Genomic DNA, 17,069 nt, shown 5'->3' with positions numbered 1-17,069 from the left:
GTTTTCTCCTTCGTTCGTTTCGGTGGGATGAGGGGGTGGGGAGGGGGATGAGGGCGTGACGGGATAGCGGGCGGTCGCCTTTCGACCGTCCGGACGCGTTTGTCAGCCGGGGCTGGTGGAGTTAGATGTCGAGGTCCTCCACGGCGGGACGCTCGGCCATGTCGGCGATCAGGTCGTAGAACTCGTCCGGGATCCTGCCTCGCAGCTCCTGGAAGGTGTTCACGACCTCAAGCGTGGCCTCGCCCTGGATGAAGCCCCAGCTCGAGTCGGCCAGGCCGAGATAGGTCCGCCACGCGCCGCGGGAGAGGAGACCCTCCAGCCAGTTGTCGGACCCTGATGTCAGGCTGTCCGTCCAGTCGGGCGAGCGGTCCACGTGCAGGACGTATTTGTCCTTACGGGAGCGGTACACCCGGAACATCTCCACCCGGCTGCCCGTCGTGCGTCCCCACTCGCCGAGCAGCACCCCGGAGAAGCGCTGCTTGCGGCCCGTGCCGCCCTGGCCGACCTGCACGATGATCTCTTCGTAGCCCTCCTGGCGGCCTTCTTCCATCTCGACGTAGCGCCGCAGCGCCAAGCTGATCGCCGTCGACAGCTTGCCTCCGGCGAGCTCCTGTGCCCGCTGGAACAGGGGCAGATCCTCGTCCGAGACGTAGATCGTTTTATTGGGCATCGTTCCATCCTCATCCCGTATACGTATAAGCCTACGTATAGAGTGAGACGCACGGCAAGACCCTTCCTGAATTTCGCGTTATGTCGTGACTTCTCGCCGGTTGGTCGTCGCTCTGAGGGAGAACCGGCCCAGGTGGCCCAGGTGTCGTCCTGGGAAGGAGACGCGACCCCTCGTAGGGGGTGATGAGGGCGCCTACGTCGGCCGGCGGATCGACCTGCTCAAGCTGTTGCGACCCCTCGTGAGGGCGATGAGGAAGGGGGCCCGAGGGCCGGAAGGCAGGCGAACGTCTCCGCGGGTCAGGCGGTCGTACGCTATCGCGGCCGTCAGGCCGTAGGCCGCGTGCGGGACGATGTCGGAGACCCACGACGACGCGCTCCAGTCGCGCGGGGCGGTCAGGCCGAACGCGGTGAGAGGGACGACGCTCGCGGTCATCGCCATCGCCGACAACCCCAGGGCGGCCACCGGCGGAGGAAGGCGCCGGTCTTCGGCGAGCAGGCCGTAGAGGGCGCCGACTCCCAGGCCCGTCGCGTACCCGAGCAGCGCGCCCAGGCCCTCGCGCCTGCTGTCGGCGGTCCCCTCCGGGCCGAGGTCGACATCCGCGCGGTCGGCCAGCCTGCCCGCGGCCTGGGCCGGTAGTTCGCTCGCGGGCCGGCCGCGTACGACCATGTCCAGATAGCCGGCGATGTTCAGCGCGGTGGTGCCCGCCGCGCCCGCGAGGATTCCGGCCGTCAGGCTCACGGTCGCCGCCTCCCCGCCGGTGCCGCGTCATCGGAGCGGAGGAGGACGACCGGATCGTGGACGCGTCCCGGTCCCGCGATGGCCCGCGCCCGCGGGCGCCGCCGAACGACCGGCTTTCACCCCTGTGACATGCGTTCTCCCCCGAGTCGGCAATGAGGTCGGTATGCCCGTCGTCGCCACGACCAACCCCGCGCCGGCGCGCCTGTCGTGGCGCGAACATCTCGTCTGGTTCTTCTCGCGGTCGCGCTCGGTGCTCGGACGTCGTCCGCACGCGATCAGTATTTTCGCCACCCGTTTGTCATACGCCCCGTCCACGCTGCGGAGCGGTGATCGGGCACCTGATCACGGGCTTCGAGAGAACGATGCCGCCCCCTGCCGCTCTCCGGTGACGCTTCGAGGTCACGGCCGGGATCAACACCACCAGTCGTCGAGTGGGGTGACCGGAACGGCCCGCTTGTGCCGGGTCGCGAGGTAGAACGACTCCACCTTCGCCGCCACGTCCGGCGCGACGTCGACACCTTCCAGATAGTCGTCGATCTGGGCGTACCTCAGGCCGAGTGCCATCTCGTCGGGCAGTGCGGGCCGGTCGTCCTCAAGGTCGGCGGTCGGCACCTTCTCCCAGACACTCGGTGGTGCGCCCAGCTCCTGCAGCAGGGCGGCGCCCTGGCGCTTGGTCAGTCCGGTCAGCGGGGTGATGTCGACACCGCCGTCGCCGTACTTGGTGAAGAAACCGGTCACCGCCTCGGCCGCGTGGTCGGTGCCCACGACGAGCAGGCCCAGCTGCCCGGCGATCGAGAACTGGATCACCATGCGTTCGCGGGCCTTGATGTTGCCACGCACGAAGTCCCGCAGCTTGGGCTCATCGCCCAGCAGTTCCCGCAGGCCGAGTGCCGTCTCGGTGGCGACGGCGTCCGAGCTCGGCTTGACGTTCACCGTGATCGACCGGTCGGGCCGGATGAACGCCAGCGCGATCTGCGCGTCGTGCTCGTCGGCCTGCACGCCGTAGGGCAGCCGCACCGCGACGAAGGTGGCCTCGTGCCCTTCGGCGCGCAGCTCCTCGACGGCGAGCTGGCACAACCTGCCGGTCAGCGTGCTGTCCTGGCCGCCACTGATCCCGAGCACGTAACCCTTGGCCGGGGTCGACCGCAGGTAGCTCTTGAGGAAGTCGACCCGCTGCCGGATTTCGACTTTGGGGACGATGGTCGCCTTGACGCCGAGTTCGGTGAGAATCTGCTCCCGTAGGTTCGCCATCCCCATACAGTACCGATCGCCGAGATCCTGGCCGATGAGGCCAGGAGAACCGCCGCGGCCACACCGCGCGGAACGGCCGGTCACCCGCCGGCCCCTTCCCCAAGCTCTCAGATCAGCGGGACGTTCGTGGAACACTCCTCCGCGGGGGCTTCCTCGGGCTATGCCTCGCCTCGGTGGGATGGGCGCGCGAGCAGGCCGGTGATCAGGACTTCGAGCGTCTCGCGGAGGGCCGTGGTGAAGTCCATCCGCATGGCGGCCAGCGACGGGTCGGCGTCGTAGGCGGCCAGCATCGCGGCCGCCGGGCGCGAGTGGGTCCACACAGCACCGGTCACCATGACGGTGGCGGCGGTGAACCTCATCGCGTCGTGCTCGCCCAGTTCGCGGATGTGCTCGCCGATCAGCCCGCTCAGGGTGATGGCGTTGGCGATGGAGGTGCGCTTGTACCGTGCGGCGACCTCGGGGGAGACGTTGTGCTCCAGCACCGCGGCCTGGGAGGCGAGCAGGTCGCACAGGACCGGGCGGTCCGCCAGCGAGGTCGCGAGCGTGGCGGCCACCTGGTCGCCACGCTCGTACGGTGTGCCGGCGTCGACCGCGGTGGCGAGCGCGCCGCCGAGCCCTCCCAGCCACTCCTGCGAGGCGACGTCGAGCAGTTCGAGCAGCACGGCCTCGCGCGACTCGAAGTAGCGCAGCACGTTCGACTTGGCCAGGCCGACGCGCCGGCTCAGCTCGTTGAGGCTTATCTGCGCCACCGGCATCTCGGCCAGCATCGCGGCCGCGGTGTCCAGGATCGCCCGCCTGCGCACCGCGCGCTGCTCCTCGCTGCGCGCGCGTTGGAAGGTCGTCATCCCCGCAGTCTACAGACCGGCGGTCCCTTGTTAACAGACCGGTAGTCTGCTAGCGTTCCCGTCAACAGACCGTCAGTCTTTAAGGGAAACCCGAGGAGTCGCCATGTACGCCGTCCCCGACCAGAGCGGCAGGTTCGCCGTCGTCACCGGCGCCAACAGCGGCACGGGCAGGGAGGCCGCCCGGCGTCTCGCCGACGCCGGGGCACGCGTCGTGATGGCCGTCCGCACGGTCGCCAAGGGCGAGCGGGCCCGCGCCGAGATCCTGGCCCGGCACCCGCACGCCCGGCTCGAGGTGCGCAGGATCGACCTGGCCGACCTGGCGTCGGTCAAGGAGTTCGCCGACGGGATCATCGCAGAGGGCACCCCTTTGGACCTGCTGGTCAACAACGCCGGGGTGATGTCCCCGCCCACCCGCATGACCACGGCAGACGGCTTCGAGCTGCAGTTCGGCAGCAACTATCTCGGTCCCTTCGCCCTGACGGTCCGGCTCCTGCCGACGGTGCTCGCCGCCGCCGCGCCGCGCGTGGTCACCATGAGCAGCGGCACGGCCCACTTCGGCCGGATCCATTTCGAGGACCTGCAGTTTGAGCGCCGCTACAGCCCCGGCCTCGCCTACGCCCAGTCCAAGCTCGCCGACCTCATGTTGACCCGGCACCTCGCCGCCCTCGCCGTCCAGCGGAACTGGAACGTGCTGAGCACCGCCGCCCACCCCGGCTACACCCGTACGAACTTGCAGACGGCGGGCGCGAGCCTCGGGCGCGACAGGCCGTCGCGCCTGCGCACCCTGTTCAACGCCATCGACTTTCTGCCGTCGCAGGACGTCGAGCCGGGCACCGAGCCGCTGCTGTACGCCGCGACCAGCCCCGACGCCGTCGCGGGCGGCTACTACGGTCCCGGCGGGCGATTCGGCCTGGTCGGCCCCACCGTCACCGCCCGGGTGCCTCGCAGGGCGCTGGACTCCGCGACCAACGCCCGGCTGTGGGCCGAGGCCGAGCGCCTCACCGGCGTCGCCCTGCCCGCCCACGTCGCCTGACCGTTCACGTCGTACGGAAGCCGGTCACGGCGGGAGCTCTCCCGAGCCCCGGCGGATGAGCCGGGTCGGCAGCTCGATCCGTTCGGGGGGACCGAGGTCGCCGGAGAGGCGGCGGAAGAGCAGCTCGGCGGCGGTGCCGCCGAGCCGGACCGGGTCCTGGGCCACCACGGTCACGCCGGGGCTCAGCAGGTCGGCCAGTTCGAAGTCGTCGAAGCCCACCAGGGCGGGCCGGTGTCCCGTGCGCAGCGCGGCCACGGTGATCCGGCCGTTGCCGGTGAACACCGCCGTGGGCGGGTCGTCGCCGGAGAGCATCCTGACCAGGGCGGGACCGGCCTGCTCGGCGGGACCGGTCGCGACCAGGGAGGCGTCGAACGCCAGGCCCGCCTCCCCGAGGGCGCGACGGTAGCCGCGCAGGCGCTCACCGGAGGTGAAGATGGACGCGCTGTTGCCGACGAAGGCGACGCGGCGGTGGCCGTGCCGGATCAGGTGGGCCACCCCGGCTTGCGCGCCTCCGGCGTTGTCGCAGAGCACCGTGTCGGTGTCCAGCCCGCCCGGACGGTCGGCGAAGACGGCGGGGACGCCCGCGTCGAGCTCGGGCCGCAGATAACCGTGGTCGGTCCCGGCGGGCACGATGATCAGGCCGTCGACGCCGCGGGAGCAGAAGGTGAGGACCAGTTCCCGCTCGCGCCGGGGATCCTCCCCCGAGGAGCCGCTGAACACCAGCGAGCCGTGCCGGAGCGCCACGTCCTCGACCGCGCGGCCGAGCCCGGAGGAGAAGGGGTCGGCCACGTCCTCGATCACCAGGCCGATGCTCGCGGTCCTGCCCCGGCGCAGGACGCGGGCGCTCTCGTTGCGCCGGTAGCCGAGCCGCTCGATGGCGGCCGTGACCCGTTCCGCGGTGGCGGGGGCGACCCCCGGCTCGTCGTTGACGACCCGGGAGACGGTCTTCAGCGCCACCCCGGCCACCGCCGCGACGTCCTTCATGGTGGGACGTCCCCGCGAGCTCTCTGTCACGGCCCGATCATCGCCCAGGTTCAGCGTGCTGACAACGTTGTCATCAAGGTGGTGTGCACGGTGCCGCCCGTTGGGCTCGGCGGAGGTACGGCGGTCGCGGGGCGATGGGGGCGGGGGTCGCGGGGCGATGGGGACAGCGGGCCCGCGGTGGAAGGGGGGTGGCCAGGTCAGTGGTGGAAGGGGGTCAGGTCAGCGGGGGGACAGGGCGCTGCCCCTGACGCCCGACGCGTGCAGATCGGCCTCCACCCGCGCGGCGGTGGCGAGCAGCGGCGGGAGCAGGTGGCGGCGGGCGGACTCCGAGGTCGTACGGCTCGCGTGGGAGGAGATGTTGATCGCGGCGGTCACCCGTCCGGAGCGTTCCCTGACGGGGACGGCGATCGAGCGCAGGCCCTCCTCCAGCTCCTGGTCGACCATGGCCCAGCCCTGGGCGCGAATTTTGTCGAGCTCGGTCCTGAGAGCGGCGGGGGAGGTGATCGTCTTGGCGGTGAACCTGTGGAGCTCGACGTTCGCGAGGTAGACGTCGAGGTCGTCGGGCGGCAGCCAGGCCAGCAGCACCCGGCCCATCGAGGTGCAGTGGGCCGGGAACCGGGTGCCGATGTTGATGGTCACCCGCATGATCCTGCTGGTCGCCACCCGGGCCACGTAGACGACGTCCTCGCCGTCGAGCACCGCCACCGACGCCGACTCGTGCACCTCGGCGACGAGACGTTCGAGGTGCGGCTCGGCCACCTCGGGCAGCGAGAGGCTGGACAGGTAGGCGTACCCGAGGTCGAGGATGCGCGGGGAGAGCGCGAACAGCCGCCCGTCGGTCCTGACGTAGCCGAGGTCAACGAGCGTGAGCAGGAACCGCCTAGCCGCGGCCCGGGTCAGACCGGTCGCGCGGGCCACCTCGCTGAGCGTCAGCTCGGGGCTCGTCGCGCTGAACGCCTTGATCACCGAAAGCCCGCGTGCCAGCGACTGCACATGGTCCGAGCCACGGTCAACCGGTTCGATCATCCCCGTCCTCCTCGTTCCGCTCGAACTCTAGCGCCGCCCGTGCCACCGCGAACGCCCGGTTGGCGGCGGGCACGCCCGCGTAGATCGCGGTCTGCAGGAGCACCTCCTTGATCTCCTCCTCGGTCAGGCCGACGCGGAGCGCCGCCCTCACGTGCATGGCCAGCTCGTGCTCGTGCCCGAGCGCGGCGAGCATGGCCAGCGTGATACAGCTGCGGGTGCGCCGGTCCAGGCCGGGGCGGGTCCAGATCTCGCCCCACGCGTACTTGGTGATGAACTCCTGGAAGTCCGCGGTGAACGCGGTGGTGCTCGCGACGGCGCGGTCCACGTGCTCGTTACCGAGTACGGCCCGGCGCGTCGCGTCCCCGGCCTCCCACCCGTTCGTGCCGCTCATTCCTCCGGCCTCCCACCCGTTCGTGCCGCTCATTTCCCCGGCCTCCCGGTTCGTGCCGCTCATCTCCCCGCTTTCCCCGTTCGTGCCGCTCATCTCCTCCGTCTCCCCGTTCGTGTCTCCGGCCGCACGCCCGTTCGTCCCGCTCGTGTCCCCGGGTTCCCGTCCGTTCGCGTCGTTCATCTCTCCGGTCTCCCCGTTCGTGTCTCCGGCCGCACATTCGTTCGTCCCGCTCGTGTCCCCGGCGTTCCGCCCGCTCAGGTGCGGGCTCTCGTGAAGTTCTCGTGGGCGGCGAGCGCCCGGTCGACGAAGGTGGCGGCGGAGCCGAGGGCGCCCGCCGGGTCGAGGGCCGCGTCGATCTCCCCGGCGGTCAGGGAGACGCCGGGATCGGCGAGCAGGACCTCCCGCAGCTCCGAGCCCTCCTCGGTGGCGCGGGCGCAGGCGGCGTCCACCAGCCGCCGGGCCCGCGGGGTGCCTCCGAGCCGTACGACGACCTGCTCGGCCATCAGCAGCCCGCGGGTCGCCCCGAGGTTGGCGCGCATCCTCGCGGTGTCCACGGTCAGGCCCTCCAGCACCTCGCGGAGCCAGGAGGCGGCGCTGCCGGTGAGCCGGAGCAGCTCGCCCAGCGTCTCCCACTCCGCCTGCCAGGGGCCCGCCGCGCGCTCGTGCTCCTGGATCATGCCGTCCAGGATCGAGGCGACCAGCCCGGGGACGCGCTGGACGCAGGCGAGCACGGACATCGACCCCACCGGGTTGCGCTTGTGCGGCATCGCGCTGGAGGTGCCCCGGCCGGGCTCCGCGGGTTCGGCGACCTCCGCCACCTCGGTCTGGGCCAGCAGCTTCACGTCGTTCGCTATCTTGCCGAGCGTCCCGGCGGCGGTGCCGAGCGCGCAGGCCAGCCGGGCCACCGGGGTCCTGTCGGTGTGCCAGGGGACGACCGGCTCGGCCAGCCCCAGCCCGGCCGCCAGGAGCGGCGGCACCTCGTGGCCCCGCTCGCCGAGGACCGACAGGGTGCCCGCCGCCCCGCCGTACTGGACCGGCAGCGGCACCTCCGCCAGCCCGGCCCGCGAGTGGTCCAGCGCGCTCAGCCAGCCCGCCGCCTTCAGCCCGAACGTGACGGGTACGGCGTGCTGCAGGACGGTGCGTCCGGCCATGACGGTGCCGCGGTGTTCGGACGCCAGCCGCGCGCAGGCGTCCGCGCAGGCGGACAGGTCGGCCAGGACCGGTGCCAGGGCACGGCGGGCGACCAGCATGGCGGCGGTGTCGTTGATGTCCTGGCTGGTGGCGCCGTAGTGGACGAACCGCCGCAGGCCGGGCTCGATCCGCTCCCGCAGGGCGGCGACCAGCGGGATGACGGGGTTGCCGGTCCGCGCGGCCCTCCCGCCCAGCTCGGCGATGTCGTAGAGCTCGGGATGGCGTGCCTTCGCCAGCGCGGCGGGCACCTCGGCGGGGACCAGGCCGATCCCGGCCTGCGCACCGGCCAGCGCGGTCTCGACGTCCAGCATGGCGGCCAGCCACGCCACGTCCGACACCTCCGCCGAGGCCTCGCCCCTGGCGAACATGCCGGAGAACAGGCCGCCGGTCGCGGGAGAGGTCATGTCCACCTCCGGGTGGTTCGAACGCCGCTCAGGAGCCGGTTCCCTCAAGGACGACGGCGAGTCCCTGGCCCACGCCGATGCAGATGGCGGCCAGGCCGTACCCGCCGCCCCTTTGGTGCAGCTCGTGGGCGAGGGTGCCGAGGATGCGCGCCCCCGAGGAGCCGAGGGGGTGGCCGAGGGCGATGGCGCCGCCGTTGATATTGACGATCTCGGGGTCGAGGTCGGGCCACTCGGCGAGGCACGCCAGCGACTGGGCGGCGAACGCCTCGTTGAGCTCGACCACGCTCAGGTCGGACCAGCCGATGCCCGCCCGCTTGAGAGCCGTACGGGCCGCGTCGACCGGTCCGATGCCGAACAGGTGCGGCTCGACGCCGATCACCGCGCGGGAGACGATCCTGGCCAGCGGGGCTCGCCCGGACCGGGCGGCCCCGGTCTCGTCGCCGACGAGCAGCGCGGCGGCCCCGTCGTTGAGGGGGGAGGCGTTTCCCGCGGTGACGGTGCCGCCGGGGCGGAAGACCGGTTTCAGGCGGGCCAGGGACTCCTCGGAGGAGTCGGCCCTGACGGACTCGTCGTGGCCGAGGGCGTCGAGCGGGACCACCTCGCGATCGAAGACGCCGCGCTCCCAGGCCGCGGCCGCGCGCAGGTGGCTGCGCAGCGCGAACCGGTCCTGGGCCTCGCGGCCGATGTCGTAGCGGTCGGCGAGGATCTCGGCGCCCTCGCCCAGGGCGACCGTCCACTCGGCGGGCATCCGGGGGTTGACCATGCGCCAGCCGAGGGCCGTGTCGTGCAGGGTCCGCTCTCCCCGGTCGAAGCCCCGCGCCGGCTTGGGCATCACCCACGGTGCCCGGCTCATCGACTCGGAACCTCCGGCGACCACCAGGGACGCGTCGCCCACGGCCACCGCGCGGGAGGCGGCGATCGCCGCCTCCAGGCCGGAGCCGCACAGCCGGTTGAGGGTCGTGCCGGGCACCGTCACCGGTAGTCCGGCCAGGAGTACGGCCATCCGCGCGACGTCCCGGTTGTCCTCGCCCGCGCCGTTGGCCGCGCCGAAGAACACGTCCTCGATCGCGGCGGGGTCGAGGGCGGGGGCGCGGTCGGCCAGCGCGCGGACGACGTGCGCGGCCAGGTCGTCGGGGCGGACGCCCGACAGCGCCCCGCCGTACCGGCCGATGGGGGTGCGGACCGCGTCGAGGATGTAGACGTCGTTCACGATCGGCTCCTGTCCGCAGGGTGTTCGGGTGTCGCGGTCACGGGGGACCTTCCGGCCGTGGGACAGCGGTGCCGGATGGTGTGCGGCCTACCCGGTGCCTCATGTTTCACGCGGGCTTCGCGCCCCCTCACGCGGTTTATGTGCTCGCGTCAACATGTGTTCGTTGTGCGAACAAAAGTTCTCTGAATGAACATACTAACCCGCTGTCCGGATGGTCAATTCGGCGCTGCCGGTTCCTTGACACACCCGATATCGGCGGCGTAACTTCCGCGATACGCCGCGTTCGTTCAGGGAATCATTGTTCGCATAACGAACGCCATCCCCCCACTGCTTTCCCCCGGGAGGCCCCGTGCGCCGTTCCACAGCTGCCCTGACCGGCATCCTGACCGGCGCGGTCGCGCTCTCCCTGCTGTCCGCGTGCGGCTCGGCCGGGCAGCCCGCCACCGGCGGCCAGGACGGCCAGGGCAGGGACAAGGTCAACGCCGGGGTGATCGCCATCGTGGACACCGCGCCGATCCACCTCGGCAAGGCCAAGGGGTTCTTCGGCAAGCAGAACATCGACCTGACGATCACGCCCGTACAGGGTGGGGCCGCGAGCATCTCCGGCACCGTCGGCAACCAGTTCCAGTTCGCCTTCGCCAACACCACCTCCCTGCTCGCCGCGCGCGAGCAGGGACTCGACGTGAAGGTCGTGGCCAACGGCGTCTCCTCCACGGGCGAGCCGGGCAAGGACTTCGGCGCCGTCCTGGTCAGGGAGGACAGCCCCATCCGGAGCGCCAAGGACCTGGCGGGCAAGAAGGTCTCGGTCAACCAGCTCAAGAACATCGGCGACACCACCATCCGCGCCTCGGTCCGCAAGGCGGGCGGCGACCCCTCGACGATCGAGTTCGTGGAGCTGGCCTTTCCCGACGCGCCCGCGGCCCTGACGGGCGGGCGGGTCGACGCGGTCTGGGTGGTCGAGCCCTTCGTCAGCCAGGCCCTGTCCCAGGGGGCCCGCGCGGTGTCGTGGAACTTCGCCGAGGCCGTCGACGACCTGACCGTGGCGATGTACTTCACCGGCGGCGGCACCGACCCCGACCTGGTCAAGCGGTTCACCGCGGCGATGAACGAGTCGCTGTCCTACGCCGAGGCCCACCCCGAGGAGGCCAGGGAGATCCTGAAGACGTACACCAAGATCGCACCCGAGGTGATCGCCAAGATCAACCTGCCCAGGTGGGGTACGGAGATCAACCGCGAGTCGGTGCAGGCGATCGCGGACCTGGCGCAGGGAGACGGTGTCCTCAAGAGCAAGGCCGACGTGGCCGCCCTGATTCCGTGACCCACACCACCGGGCATCCCACGACCCACGCCGCCGGGCATCCCGCGACCCGCGCCACCGGGCGGAACGGGTCGCGTACGGGAGCCGTTCCACGGGGGTTCTCGCGGGTGGCGTACGGCGCGGCGGGGCTGGGCGCGCTGCTGCTCGTCCTGGAGGCCGTCCCCCGGCTGGGACTGGTCGATCCGCGCCACCTGCCGCCCGCGTCGGAGATCCTCCGCGCGCTGGCGGCCGAGCTCGCCACCGCCGAGCTGTGGACGGCGCTGGGCCAGACCATGTGGGGATGGGCGCTCGGCCTGGCCATCGCCTTCTGCGCCGCGGTACCGGTCGGGGTGGTGATCGGCGTCGTGCCCGGCCTGCGGGCCGCCACGCACTCGGCGATCGAGTTCCTGCGTCCCATCCCCTCGGTCGCGCTGATCCCCCTGGCGACGCTGCTGTTCGGCGCGTCCCTGGGCTCCACCCTCCTGCTGGTCGTCTACGCCTCGTTCTGGCAGGTGCTCATCCAGGTCCTGTACGGCGTCGCGGACGTGGACGCCGTCGCCCACGACACGGCCAGGTCCTACGGCCTGTCCGCCTGGTCGCGGATCCGCAACCTCGTCTGGCCGACCGCCCTGCCGTACGTCATGACCGGCCTGAGGCTGGCGGCGGCCGTCGCCTTCATCCTCGCGATCACCGCGGAGCTGGTCATCGGCAGTCCCGGACTCGGCCTGGCCATCCAGGTCGCCCAGTCCGGCGGCGCGGTGCCCACCATGTACGCCCTGGTCGTGCTGGCCGGGCTGATCGGCATCGGGGTCAACCTCGCGGTCCGCCTGCTGGAACGGCGGATCCTCTCCTGGCACCCCTCGGTCAGGCGGGAGGCCGCGGCGTGACGGAACACCGCGTCGTGGAGGGCGCCGGGCGCCGGGTGGCGCGGCGGACGCTGACCGTCGCCGGGGTGCCCGTGCTGCTCGTGCTCGCCTGGTGGGCCTACAGCGTGCTGTCGGGGAGTTTCTACGTGCCCACCCCCGGCACGGTGGCGCGGGCGTTCGCGGAGACGTGGTTCTCGCCCCGGCTGGTGGAGGACGCGCTGCCGAGTGTGCTCAGGCTGCTGGCCGGGTACGCGCTCGCCACCGCCGCCGGGGTCGGGATCGGGGTGGCGATCGGGCTGTCGCCCCGGCTGCGCGCCGCCGCCGAGCCCGTGCTGGAGTTCTTCCGCGCGATCCCGCCACCGGTGCTCGTCCCGTTGATCATGCTGCTGGCCGGGATCGACGACGGCATGAAGGTGCTGGTCATCGCCTCGGGGTGTGTCTGGCCGATCCTGCTCAACACGGTCGAGGGGGTCCGCGCGCTGGACGAGGTGCTCTCGGACACCTGCCGCATGTACGGCGTGCGCGGCACCTCGCGGCTGCGCCACCTGGTGCTGCGCGGGGCGAGCCCCCAGATCATGGCGGGCCTGCGGCAGGCGCTGTCCGTCGGGATCATCCTGATGGTGATCAGCGAGATGTTCGCCAGCAGCAGCGGCCTGGGCTTCACGATCGTGCTCTTCCAGCGCGGGTTCGAGATCCCGGAGATGTGGAGCGGCATCCTCCTGCTCGGCCTGCTCGGCTACGGGCTGGCCGTCCTGTTCAGGCGGCTCGAACGCCGCGTCCTTTACTGGTATTACGGCCGTGGGGGTGACCGTGCTTGAGGTCTCCGGACTGAGGAAGGTCTACGAGGGGCGGAACGTCGAGGCCCTGCGCGACCTGACGTTCCAGGTGGACACGGGCGAGCTGGTCTGCGTCGTCGGTCCCTCGGGGTGCGGCAAGACCACCCTGCTGCGCTGCGTGGCGGGCCTGCTTTCCCCCACCTCCGGGTCGGTGCGGGTGGCGGGCGTGCCGGTGACCGGCCCGCCGCGGCGCATGGCGGTGGTCTTCCAGGAGTACGGCCGGAGCCTGTTCCCCTGGATGACGGTGCGGCAGAACGTCGAGCTCCCGCTCAGGGAGAAGAAGGTGCCGCGCGGGCGCAGGGACGAGCTGGTGGCCGGGTCGCTGGCCTCCGTCGGCCTCGCCGACGTCGCCGACGCCCACCCCTGGCAGCTGTCCGGCGGCATGCAGCAGCGGGTGGCGATCGCCAGGGCGGTCGCGTACGAGCCGCAGGTGCTGCTGATGGACGAGCCGTTCGCCGCCGTCGACGCCCAGACCAGGGCGGACCTGGAGGACCTGATCCTCGCGCTCTGGCGCGACCTCGGGGTGACCACGCTGTTCGTCACCCACGACATCGACGAGGCCGTCTACCTCGGCCAGCGCGTGGTCGTGCTGTCGTCCTCGCCGACCGTCGTGCTGGAGGACCTGGAGATCGACCTGCCGCCCGAGCGCGACCAGCTCACCACCCGCTCGCTGCCGCGCTTCGCCGACCTGCGCGGCCATCTTTACGCCCAGATCCAGCGGGCGAGGGGTGAGCGGTGAACCCGGCGGAGGTCCGGCCGGTGAGGACCGTCAGGGACGCGACCTTCGACGTGCTCCGCCGCGCCGGTATGACCACGATCTTCGCCAACCCAGGATCGACCGAGGTCTCCCTGCTGGCCGGGTTCCCCGACGACCTGGAGTTCGTCCTCGCCCTGCACGAGGGCTCGGTCGTCGGCATGGCCACCGGCTGGGCCATCGCGCGCGAACGGCCCGCGCTGGCGCTGCTGCACACCACGGCGGGACTGGGCAACGCGGTCGGCGCGATCGCGACCGCCAGGGTGAACCGGGCACCGCTGGTGGTGCTCGTCGGGCAGCAGGACCGCAGGCACCTCGCGCTGGAGCCCTTCCTGACCGGGCGCCTCGACGGTCTCGCCGGTGACTACCCGGTCCGGGTCGACCAGCCGGTCCGCGCCCAGGACGTACCGGGGGCGGTGGCCAGGGCCTGCCACGAGGCGGTCACCTCACGCGGGCCCGCGCTGGTCGTGGTCCCCATGGACGACTGGTCCGCGCCCGCCGGTGACGACTGGTCCCTGACGGCGGGGGACGGCGCGGGGGACGGCGCGGGCGCCGGTCGCGCGGGAGGCGGGACGCTCGCGGCGCCGCTGCGGGTCATCCGGCCCACCGCCGTCGCCGACGCCGACCTGGAACCCCTCGTCACCCTGCTGGCCGAGGCCCGCTCACCCGTACTGGTCGTCGGTGCCGGGGCGGACTCGGCCGAGGCGTGGCGCGCGCTGACCGCGCTCGCCGAACGGCTGCGCTGCCCGGTCTGGCAGGAGTCGTTCGGCGCCCGCGCCGGGTTCCCGCAGGACCACCCGCAGTTCGCCGGGATCCTGCCCGCGGGCCGGTCGCGGCTGCGGGAGGTCCTGGCCGGGCACGACGCGATCCTCACCGCCGGGGCGCCGGTGTTCCGCCAGTACCCCTACGAGGACGGCCCGCTGGTCGCGCCCGGTACCGCCGTGGCCGTCGTCACCGACGACCCGGCCGAGGCGCACCGCAGCCCCGCCGACCTGGCCCTGCTGGCCTCGCCCGCGGTCGTCTGCGCCCGCCTCGCCACGCTGCTGCCCGCCCGCTCCACGGCCGTGCCGCCACTGCCGCCGCGCGCGCTGCCGCCCGTCCCGCCCGGACGCGGCGAGCCGCTGCGCGCCGCGCACGTCCTGCACGAGCTGGCCCTGCGTCTCGCGCCCGAGACCGTGGTCGTCGAGGAGACGCCGTCCTCCCGTCCCGACCTGCACCGCCTGGTTCCCGCCCGGCGACCGCTGGGCTTCCTGTCGGCTGCCATGGGCGGGCTCGGGTTCGCGCTGCCCGCCGCGGTCGGCCTGCGGATGGCCGCGCCGGACCGCCCGGTGGTGGCGGTCGTGGGCGACGGCTCCGCCCTGTACGGCATTCAGGCCCTGTGGAGCGCGGCGCACTACGAGGTGGGGACGCTGTTCGTGGTGCTCGCCAACGGGCGGTACGCGGTCATGGACCGGCTGGCGGAGCGGGCCGACGCGGGCAAGGCTCCCTGGCCGCCGTTCACCGAGGTCCGCATGGCGGCCATGGCGAGGTCGCTGGGATGCCCGGCGCGGCGGGTGGAGACCTACCGCGAGCTGGGCGACGTGCTGGACGAGGTGGTCCCGGGACTCGCGGGGCGGCGCGAACCGCTGCTGCTCGACGTGGCGGTCGTGCCCGACCCGGACTTCCAGCCTTGACGGCCGGCCGTGGTGGCCATGGTGGCCGTCTTGGCTGGGACAGCGAGCCCTTAACCATGACAAAGGAGGCGCTATGACGCTCATGGATACCAAGACGTGGGCCGGTCAGATCTTCGGGAACGGCTGGGTCCCCTCGCGTTCGGGCGACGTGGCCGTGGTCGAGCCCGCCACCGGCGCGGAGCTCGGCCGGGTCGGCGTGGCCGGGGTCGAGGACGTGGCGGCGGCGGCCGTGCTCGCCGTACGGGCGCAGCGGGAGTGGGCGGCGACCTCGTTCGAGGAGCGGGCGGCCGTGCTGCGGCGGGCCGGGAGGCTGTTCGAGGAGCACGCCGAGGAGATCCAGGACTGGCTGGTCCGCGAGGCCGGGTCGATCCGCCCCAAGGCGGGCGTGGAGACGCACGTAGCCGCCGAGGAGTGCCACGAGGCCGCCGCGCTGGCGTCCCAGCCGCTGGGGGAGATCCTGCCGACCGTCAAGCGGAGGCTCAGCCTGGCCCGGCGCGTACCCGCGGGGGTGGTCGGCGTGATCGCCCCGTTCAACTTCCCGCTGATCCTCGCCATCCGCTCGGTCGCCCCGGCGCTCGCCCTGGGGAACGCGGTGATCCTCAAGCCCGACCCGCGTACCGCCGTCTCCGGAGGCGTCGTCATCGCCCGCGTCTTCGAGGAGGCGGGACTGCCGCCCGGCCTGCTGCACATGCTGCCGGGAGGGGTGGCGGTGGGACAGGCGCTGGTCGGCGACCCGCTGGTACGGGTGATCTCCTTCACCGGGTCGACCTCGGCGGGGCGCGCGGTCGGCGAGGCGTGCGGGCGGCTGCTCAAGCGGGCACACCTGGAGCTCGGCGGGAACAGCGCGCTCATCGTCCTGGACGACGCCGACCTGGACCTCGCGGTCTCGGCGGGCGCCTGGGGCTCGTTCCTGCACCAGGGGCAGATCTGCATGACCACCGGACGCCACCTGGTGCACTCCTCGATCGCGGAGGAGTACGTGGCCCGGCTCGCGGAGAAGGCCGACCACCTGCCGGTCGGCGACCCGGCGGGCGGGCAGGTCGCGCTCGGCCCGCTGATCGACGCCGGCCAGCGGGACAAGGTCCACGGCCTGGTCACCGCGAGCGTCGAGGCCGGGGCGAGGCTGGCGGCGGGCGGCACCTACGAGGGACTCTTCTACCGGCCCACGGTCCTGGCCGACCTGCCCCCGCGCGCGCCCGCGTACATCCAGGAGGTGTTCGGCCCGGTGGCGCCCGTCGTGCCGTTCTCCACGATCGAGGAGGCCGCCGCGCTGGCGTCCGACAGCGAGTACGGCCTGTCGCTGGGCATTCTGACCCGCGACGCGATGCGGGGCCTGGCGCTGGCCGACCTCGTTCCCACCGGGATCGTGCATGTCAACGACCAGACGGTGGACGACGAGGCGGTGGCCCCGTTCGGCGGGGTCGGGGCGTCGGGCACCGGCTCGCGCTTCGGCGGGGGACGGGCCAACATCGAGGCCTTCACCGAGACCCGCTGGGTGACGATGCAAGGAAATATTGCGACTTACCCCTTCTGACGGACCGGTTCCGGCGGCCGGTTCTGACGGGCTGGGTTTGACGGGCCCGTTCCGGCGGGCCGGTTCTGACGCTTTCTGGCGGTCGGCGGTGGAATCGAGCCCCAAGGGGCCGTCCGCCGGGCCGCGCCGTGCCCCGCGGGCCACAGACCGGGCCACAGACCGGGCCGTAGACCGGGCCGCGCCGTGTCCGATGGTTCGTCGAGCGGACCGGAATCCCGGCCCGGTGGGCCGTTGGCCGGGTCGGGCCGTGCTCGGCGGACCGGCGGGCGGGCGAAGGGGCCGCGACGTAACCTCTCCCGGTGGTTCACCACGAGGCTTATGGGAGAGTTGGGCAATGTCCGAACGGGGAGTCGGTGGGTTACGGGT

Annotated in this window: 16 protein-coding genes; 7 read left to right on the top strand and 9 right to left on the bottom strand. The window is 72.5% G+C overall.

Annotation, left to right across the window (positions count from 1 at the left end):
* Positions 1–121 precede the first annotated feature (121 nt).
* The 4 genes from ACSDR0_RS20620 to ACSDR0_RS20605 all read right to left on the bottom strand — a co-directional run bounded on the left by ACSDR0_RS20620 (position 122) and on the right by ACSDR0_RS20605 (position 3,504).
* Positions 122–670, bottom strand: a complete 549-nt coding sequence (locus ACSDR0_RS20620; protein WP_435290472.1) for an EXLDI protein — start codon at positions 668–670, stop codon at positions 122–124.
* 192 nt (positions 671–862) lie between these two features.
* On the bottom strand, positions 863–1,408 hold the full coding sequence (locus ACSDR0_RS20615) for a hypothetical protein (RefSeq protein ID WP_435290471.1): 546 nt from the start codon (positions 1,406–1,408) through the stop codon (positions 863–865).
* 411 nt (positions 1,409–1,819) lie between these two features.
* Positions 1,820–2,659 carry an ammonia-dependent NAD(+) synthetase gene (nadE, locus tag ACSDR0_RS20610; protein WP_435290470.1) on the bottom strand — a complete coding sequence of 280 codons (840 nt, stop codon included), beginning with the start codon at positions 2,657–2,659 and terminating at the stop codon, positions 1,820–1,822.
* A 158-nt stretch (positions 2,660–2,817) separates the two neighbouring features.
* Entirely contained in the window at positions 2,818–3,504 is a 687-nt protein-coding gene (locus ACSDR0_RS20605) for a TetR family transcriptional regulator (RefSeq protein WP_435290469.1), read from the bottom strand.
* Positions 3,505–3,607: 103 nt separating this feature from the next.
* Here ACSDR0_RS20605 and ACSDR0_RS20600 point away from each other — a divergent pair, with 103 nt between their 5' ends.
* Positions 3,608–4,537, top strand: a complete 930-nt coding sequence (locus tag ACSDR0_RS20600; RefSeq protein WP_435290468.1) for an SDR family oxidoreductase — start codon at positions 3,608–3,610, stop codon at positions 4,535–4,537.
* Positions 4,538–4,561: 24 nt separating this feature from the next.
* Here the strand turns inward: ACSDR0_RS20600 and ACSDR0_RS20595 are convergent, their stop codons facing one another.
* The 5 genes from ACSDR0_RS20595 to ACSDR0_RS20575 all read right to left on the bottom strand — a co-directional run bounded on the left by ACSDR0_RS20595 (position 4,562) and on the right by ACSDR0_RS20575 (position 9,743).
* On the bottom strand, positions 4,562–5,551 hold the full coding sequence (locus ACSDR0_RS20595; protein ID WP_435290467.1) for a LacI family DNA-binding transcriptional regulator: 990 nt from the start codon (positions 5,549–5,551) through the stop codon (positions 4,562–4,564).
* A gap of 189 nt (positions 5,552–5,740) precedes the next feature.
* Positions 5,741–6,547, bottom strand: coding sequence for an IclR family transcriptional regulator (locus tag ACSDR0_RS20590; protein ID WP_435290466.1), 807 nt, complete (start codon positions 6,545–6,547; stop codon positions 5,741–5,743).
* Positions 6,531–7,031: a 4-carboxymuconolactone decarboxylase gene (gene pcaC, locus ACSDR0_RS20585; protein ID WP_435290465.1), complete on the bottom strand. Its 501-nt coding sequence runs from the start codon at positions 7,029–7,031 to the stop codon at positions 6,531–6,533. Before pcaC ends, ACSDR0_RS20590 begins: the two co-directional genes overlap by 17 nt.
* Positions 7,032–7,192: 161 nt before the next feature.
* On the bottom strand, positions 7,193–8,533 hold the full coding sequence (gene pcaB, locus ACSDR0_RS20580) for a 3-carboxy-cis,cis-muconate cycloisomerase (RefSeq protein WP_435290464.1): 1,341 nt from the start codon (positions 8,531–8,533) through the stop codon (positions 7,193–7,195).
* Positions 8,534–8,561: 28 nt separating this feature from the next.
* Entirely contained in the window at positions 8,562–9,743 is a 1,182-nt protein-coding gene (locus tag ACSDR0_RS20575; RefSeq protein ID WP_435290463.1) for a thiolase family protein, read from the bottom strand.
* A gap of 349 nt (positions 9,744–10,092) precedes the next feature.
* Between ACSDR0_RS20575 and ACSDR0_RS20570 the strand changes: the two genes are divergently transcribed.
* The 6 genes from ACSDR0_RS20570 (at position 10,093) to ACSDR0_RS20545 (ending at position 16,703) form a co-directional block, all read left to right on the top strand.
* Positions 10,093–11,061 carry an ABC transporter substrate-binding protein gene (locus ACSDR0_RS20570; protein ID WP_435290462.1) on the top strand — a complete coding sequence of 323 codons (969 nt, stop codon included), beginning with the start codon at positions 10,093–10,095 and terminating at the stop codon, positions 11,059–11,061.
* Entirely contained in the window at positions 11,058–11,927 is an 870-nt protein-coding gene (locus ACSDR0_RS20565; RefSeq protein ID WP_435290461.1) for an ABC transporter permease, read from the top strand. Before ACSDR0_RS20570 ends, ACSDR0_RS20565 begins: the two co-directional genes overlap by 4 nt.
* Entirely contained in the window at positions 11,924–12,724 is an 801-nt protein-coding gene (locus ACSDR0_RS20560) for an ABC transporter permease (RefSeq protein WP_435290460.1), read from the top strand. Before ACSDR0_RS20565 ends, ACSDR0_RS20560 begins: the two co-directional genes overlap by 4 nt.
* Positions 12,717–13,481 carry an ABC transporter ATP-binding protein gene (locus tag ACSDR0_RS20555; protein ID WP_435290503.1) on the top strand — a complete coding sequence of 255 codons (765 nt, stop codon included), beginning with the start codon at positions 12,717–12,719 and terminating at the stop codon, positions 13,479–13,481. The genes ACSDR0_RS20560 and ACSDR0_RS20555 overlap by 8 nt, the downstream gene beginning before the upstream one ends.
* 20 nt (positions 13,482–13,501) lie before the next feature.
* A complete protein-coding gene (locus tag ACSDR0_RS20550; RefSeq protein ID WP_435290459.1) occupies positions 13,502–15,169 on the top strand; it encodes a thiamine pyrophosphate-dependent enzyme in 1,668 nt (555 codons plus the stop codon).
* A gap of 73 nt (positions 15,170–15,242) precedes the next feature.
* Positions 15,243–16,703, top strand: a complete 1,461-nt coding sequence (locus tag ACSDR0_RS20545; protein ID WP_435290458.1) for a benzaldehyde dehydrogenase — start codon at positions 15,243–15,245, stop codon at positions 16,701–16,703.
* The last annotated feature ends 366 nt before the right edge of the window (positions 16,704–17,069 follow it).

This window comes from Streptosporangium sp. G11, from assembly GCF_051192615.1.
Classification (GTDB): Bacteria; Actinomycetota; Actinomycetes; order Streptosporangiales; family Streptosporangiaceae; genus Streptosporangium.
This window is presented reverse-complemented; position numbering and strand designations above follow the sequence as displayed.

Coding starts and splice junctions, on each gene's coding strand:
- ACSDR0_RS20545 (WP_435290458.1), top strand. CDS start 15,243: ATGACGCTCATGGATACCAAGACGTGGGCCGGTCAGATCTTCGGGAAC.
- ACSDR0_RS20590 (WP_435290466.1), bottom strand. CDS start 6,547: ATGATCGAACCGGTTGACCGTGGCTCGGACCATGTGCAGTCGCTGGCA.
- pcaB (WP_435290464.1), bottom strand. CDS start 8,533: ATGACCTCTCCCGCGACCGGCGGCCTGTTCTCCGGCATGTTCGCCAGG.
- ACSDR0_RS20605 (WP_435290469.1), bottom strand. CDS start 3,504: ATGACGACCTTCCAACGCGCGCGCAGCGAGGAGCAGCGCGCGGTGCGC.
- nadE (WP_435290470.1), bottom strand. CDS start 2,659: ATGGCGAACCTACGGGAGCAGATTCTCACCGAACTCGGCGTCAAGGCG.
- ACSDR0_RS20620 (WP_435290472.1), bottom strand. CDS start 670: ATGCCCAATAAAACGATCTACGTCTCGGACGAGGATCTGCCCCTGTTC.
- ACSDR0_RS20600 (WP_435290468.1), top strand. CDS start 3,608: ATGTACGCCGTCCCCGACCAGAGCGGCAGGTTCGCCGTCGTCACCGGC.
- pcaC (WP_435290465.1), bottom strand. CDS start 7,031: ATGAGCGGCACGAACGGGGAAAGCGGGGAGATGAGCGGCACGAACCGG.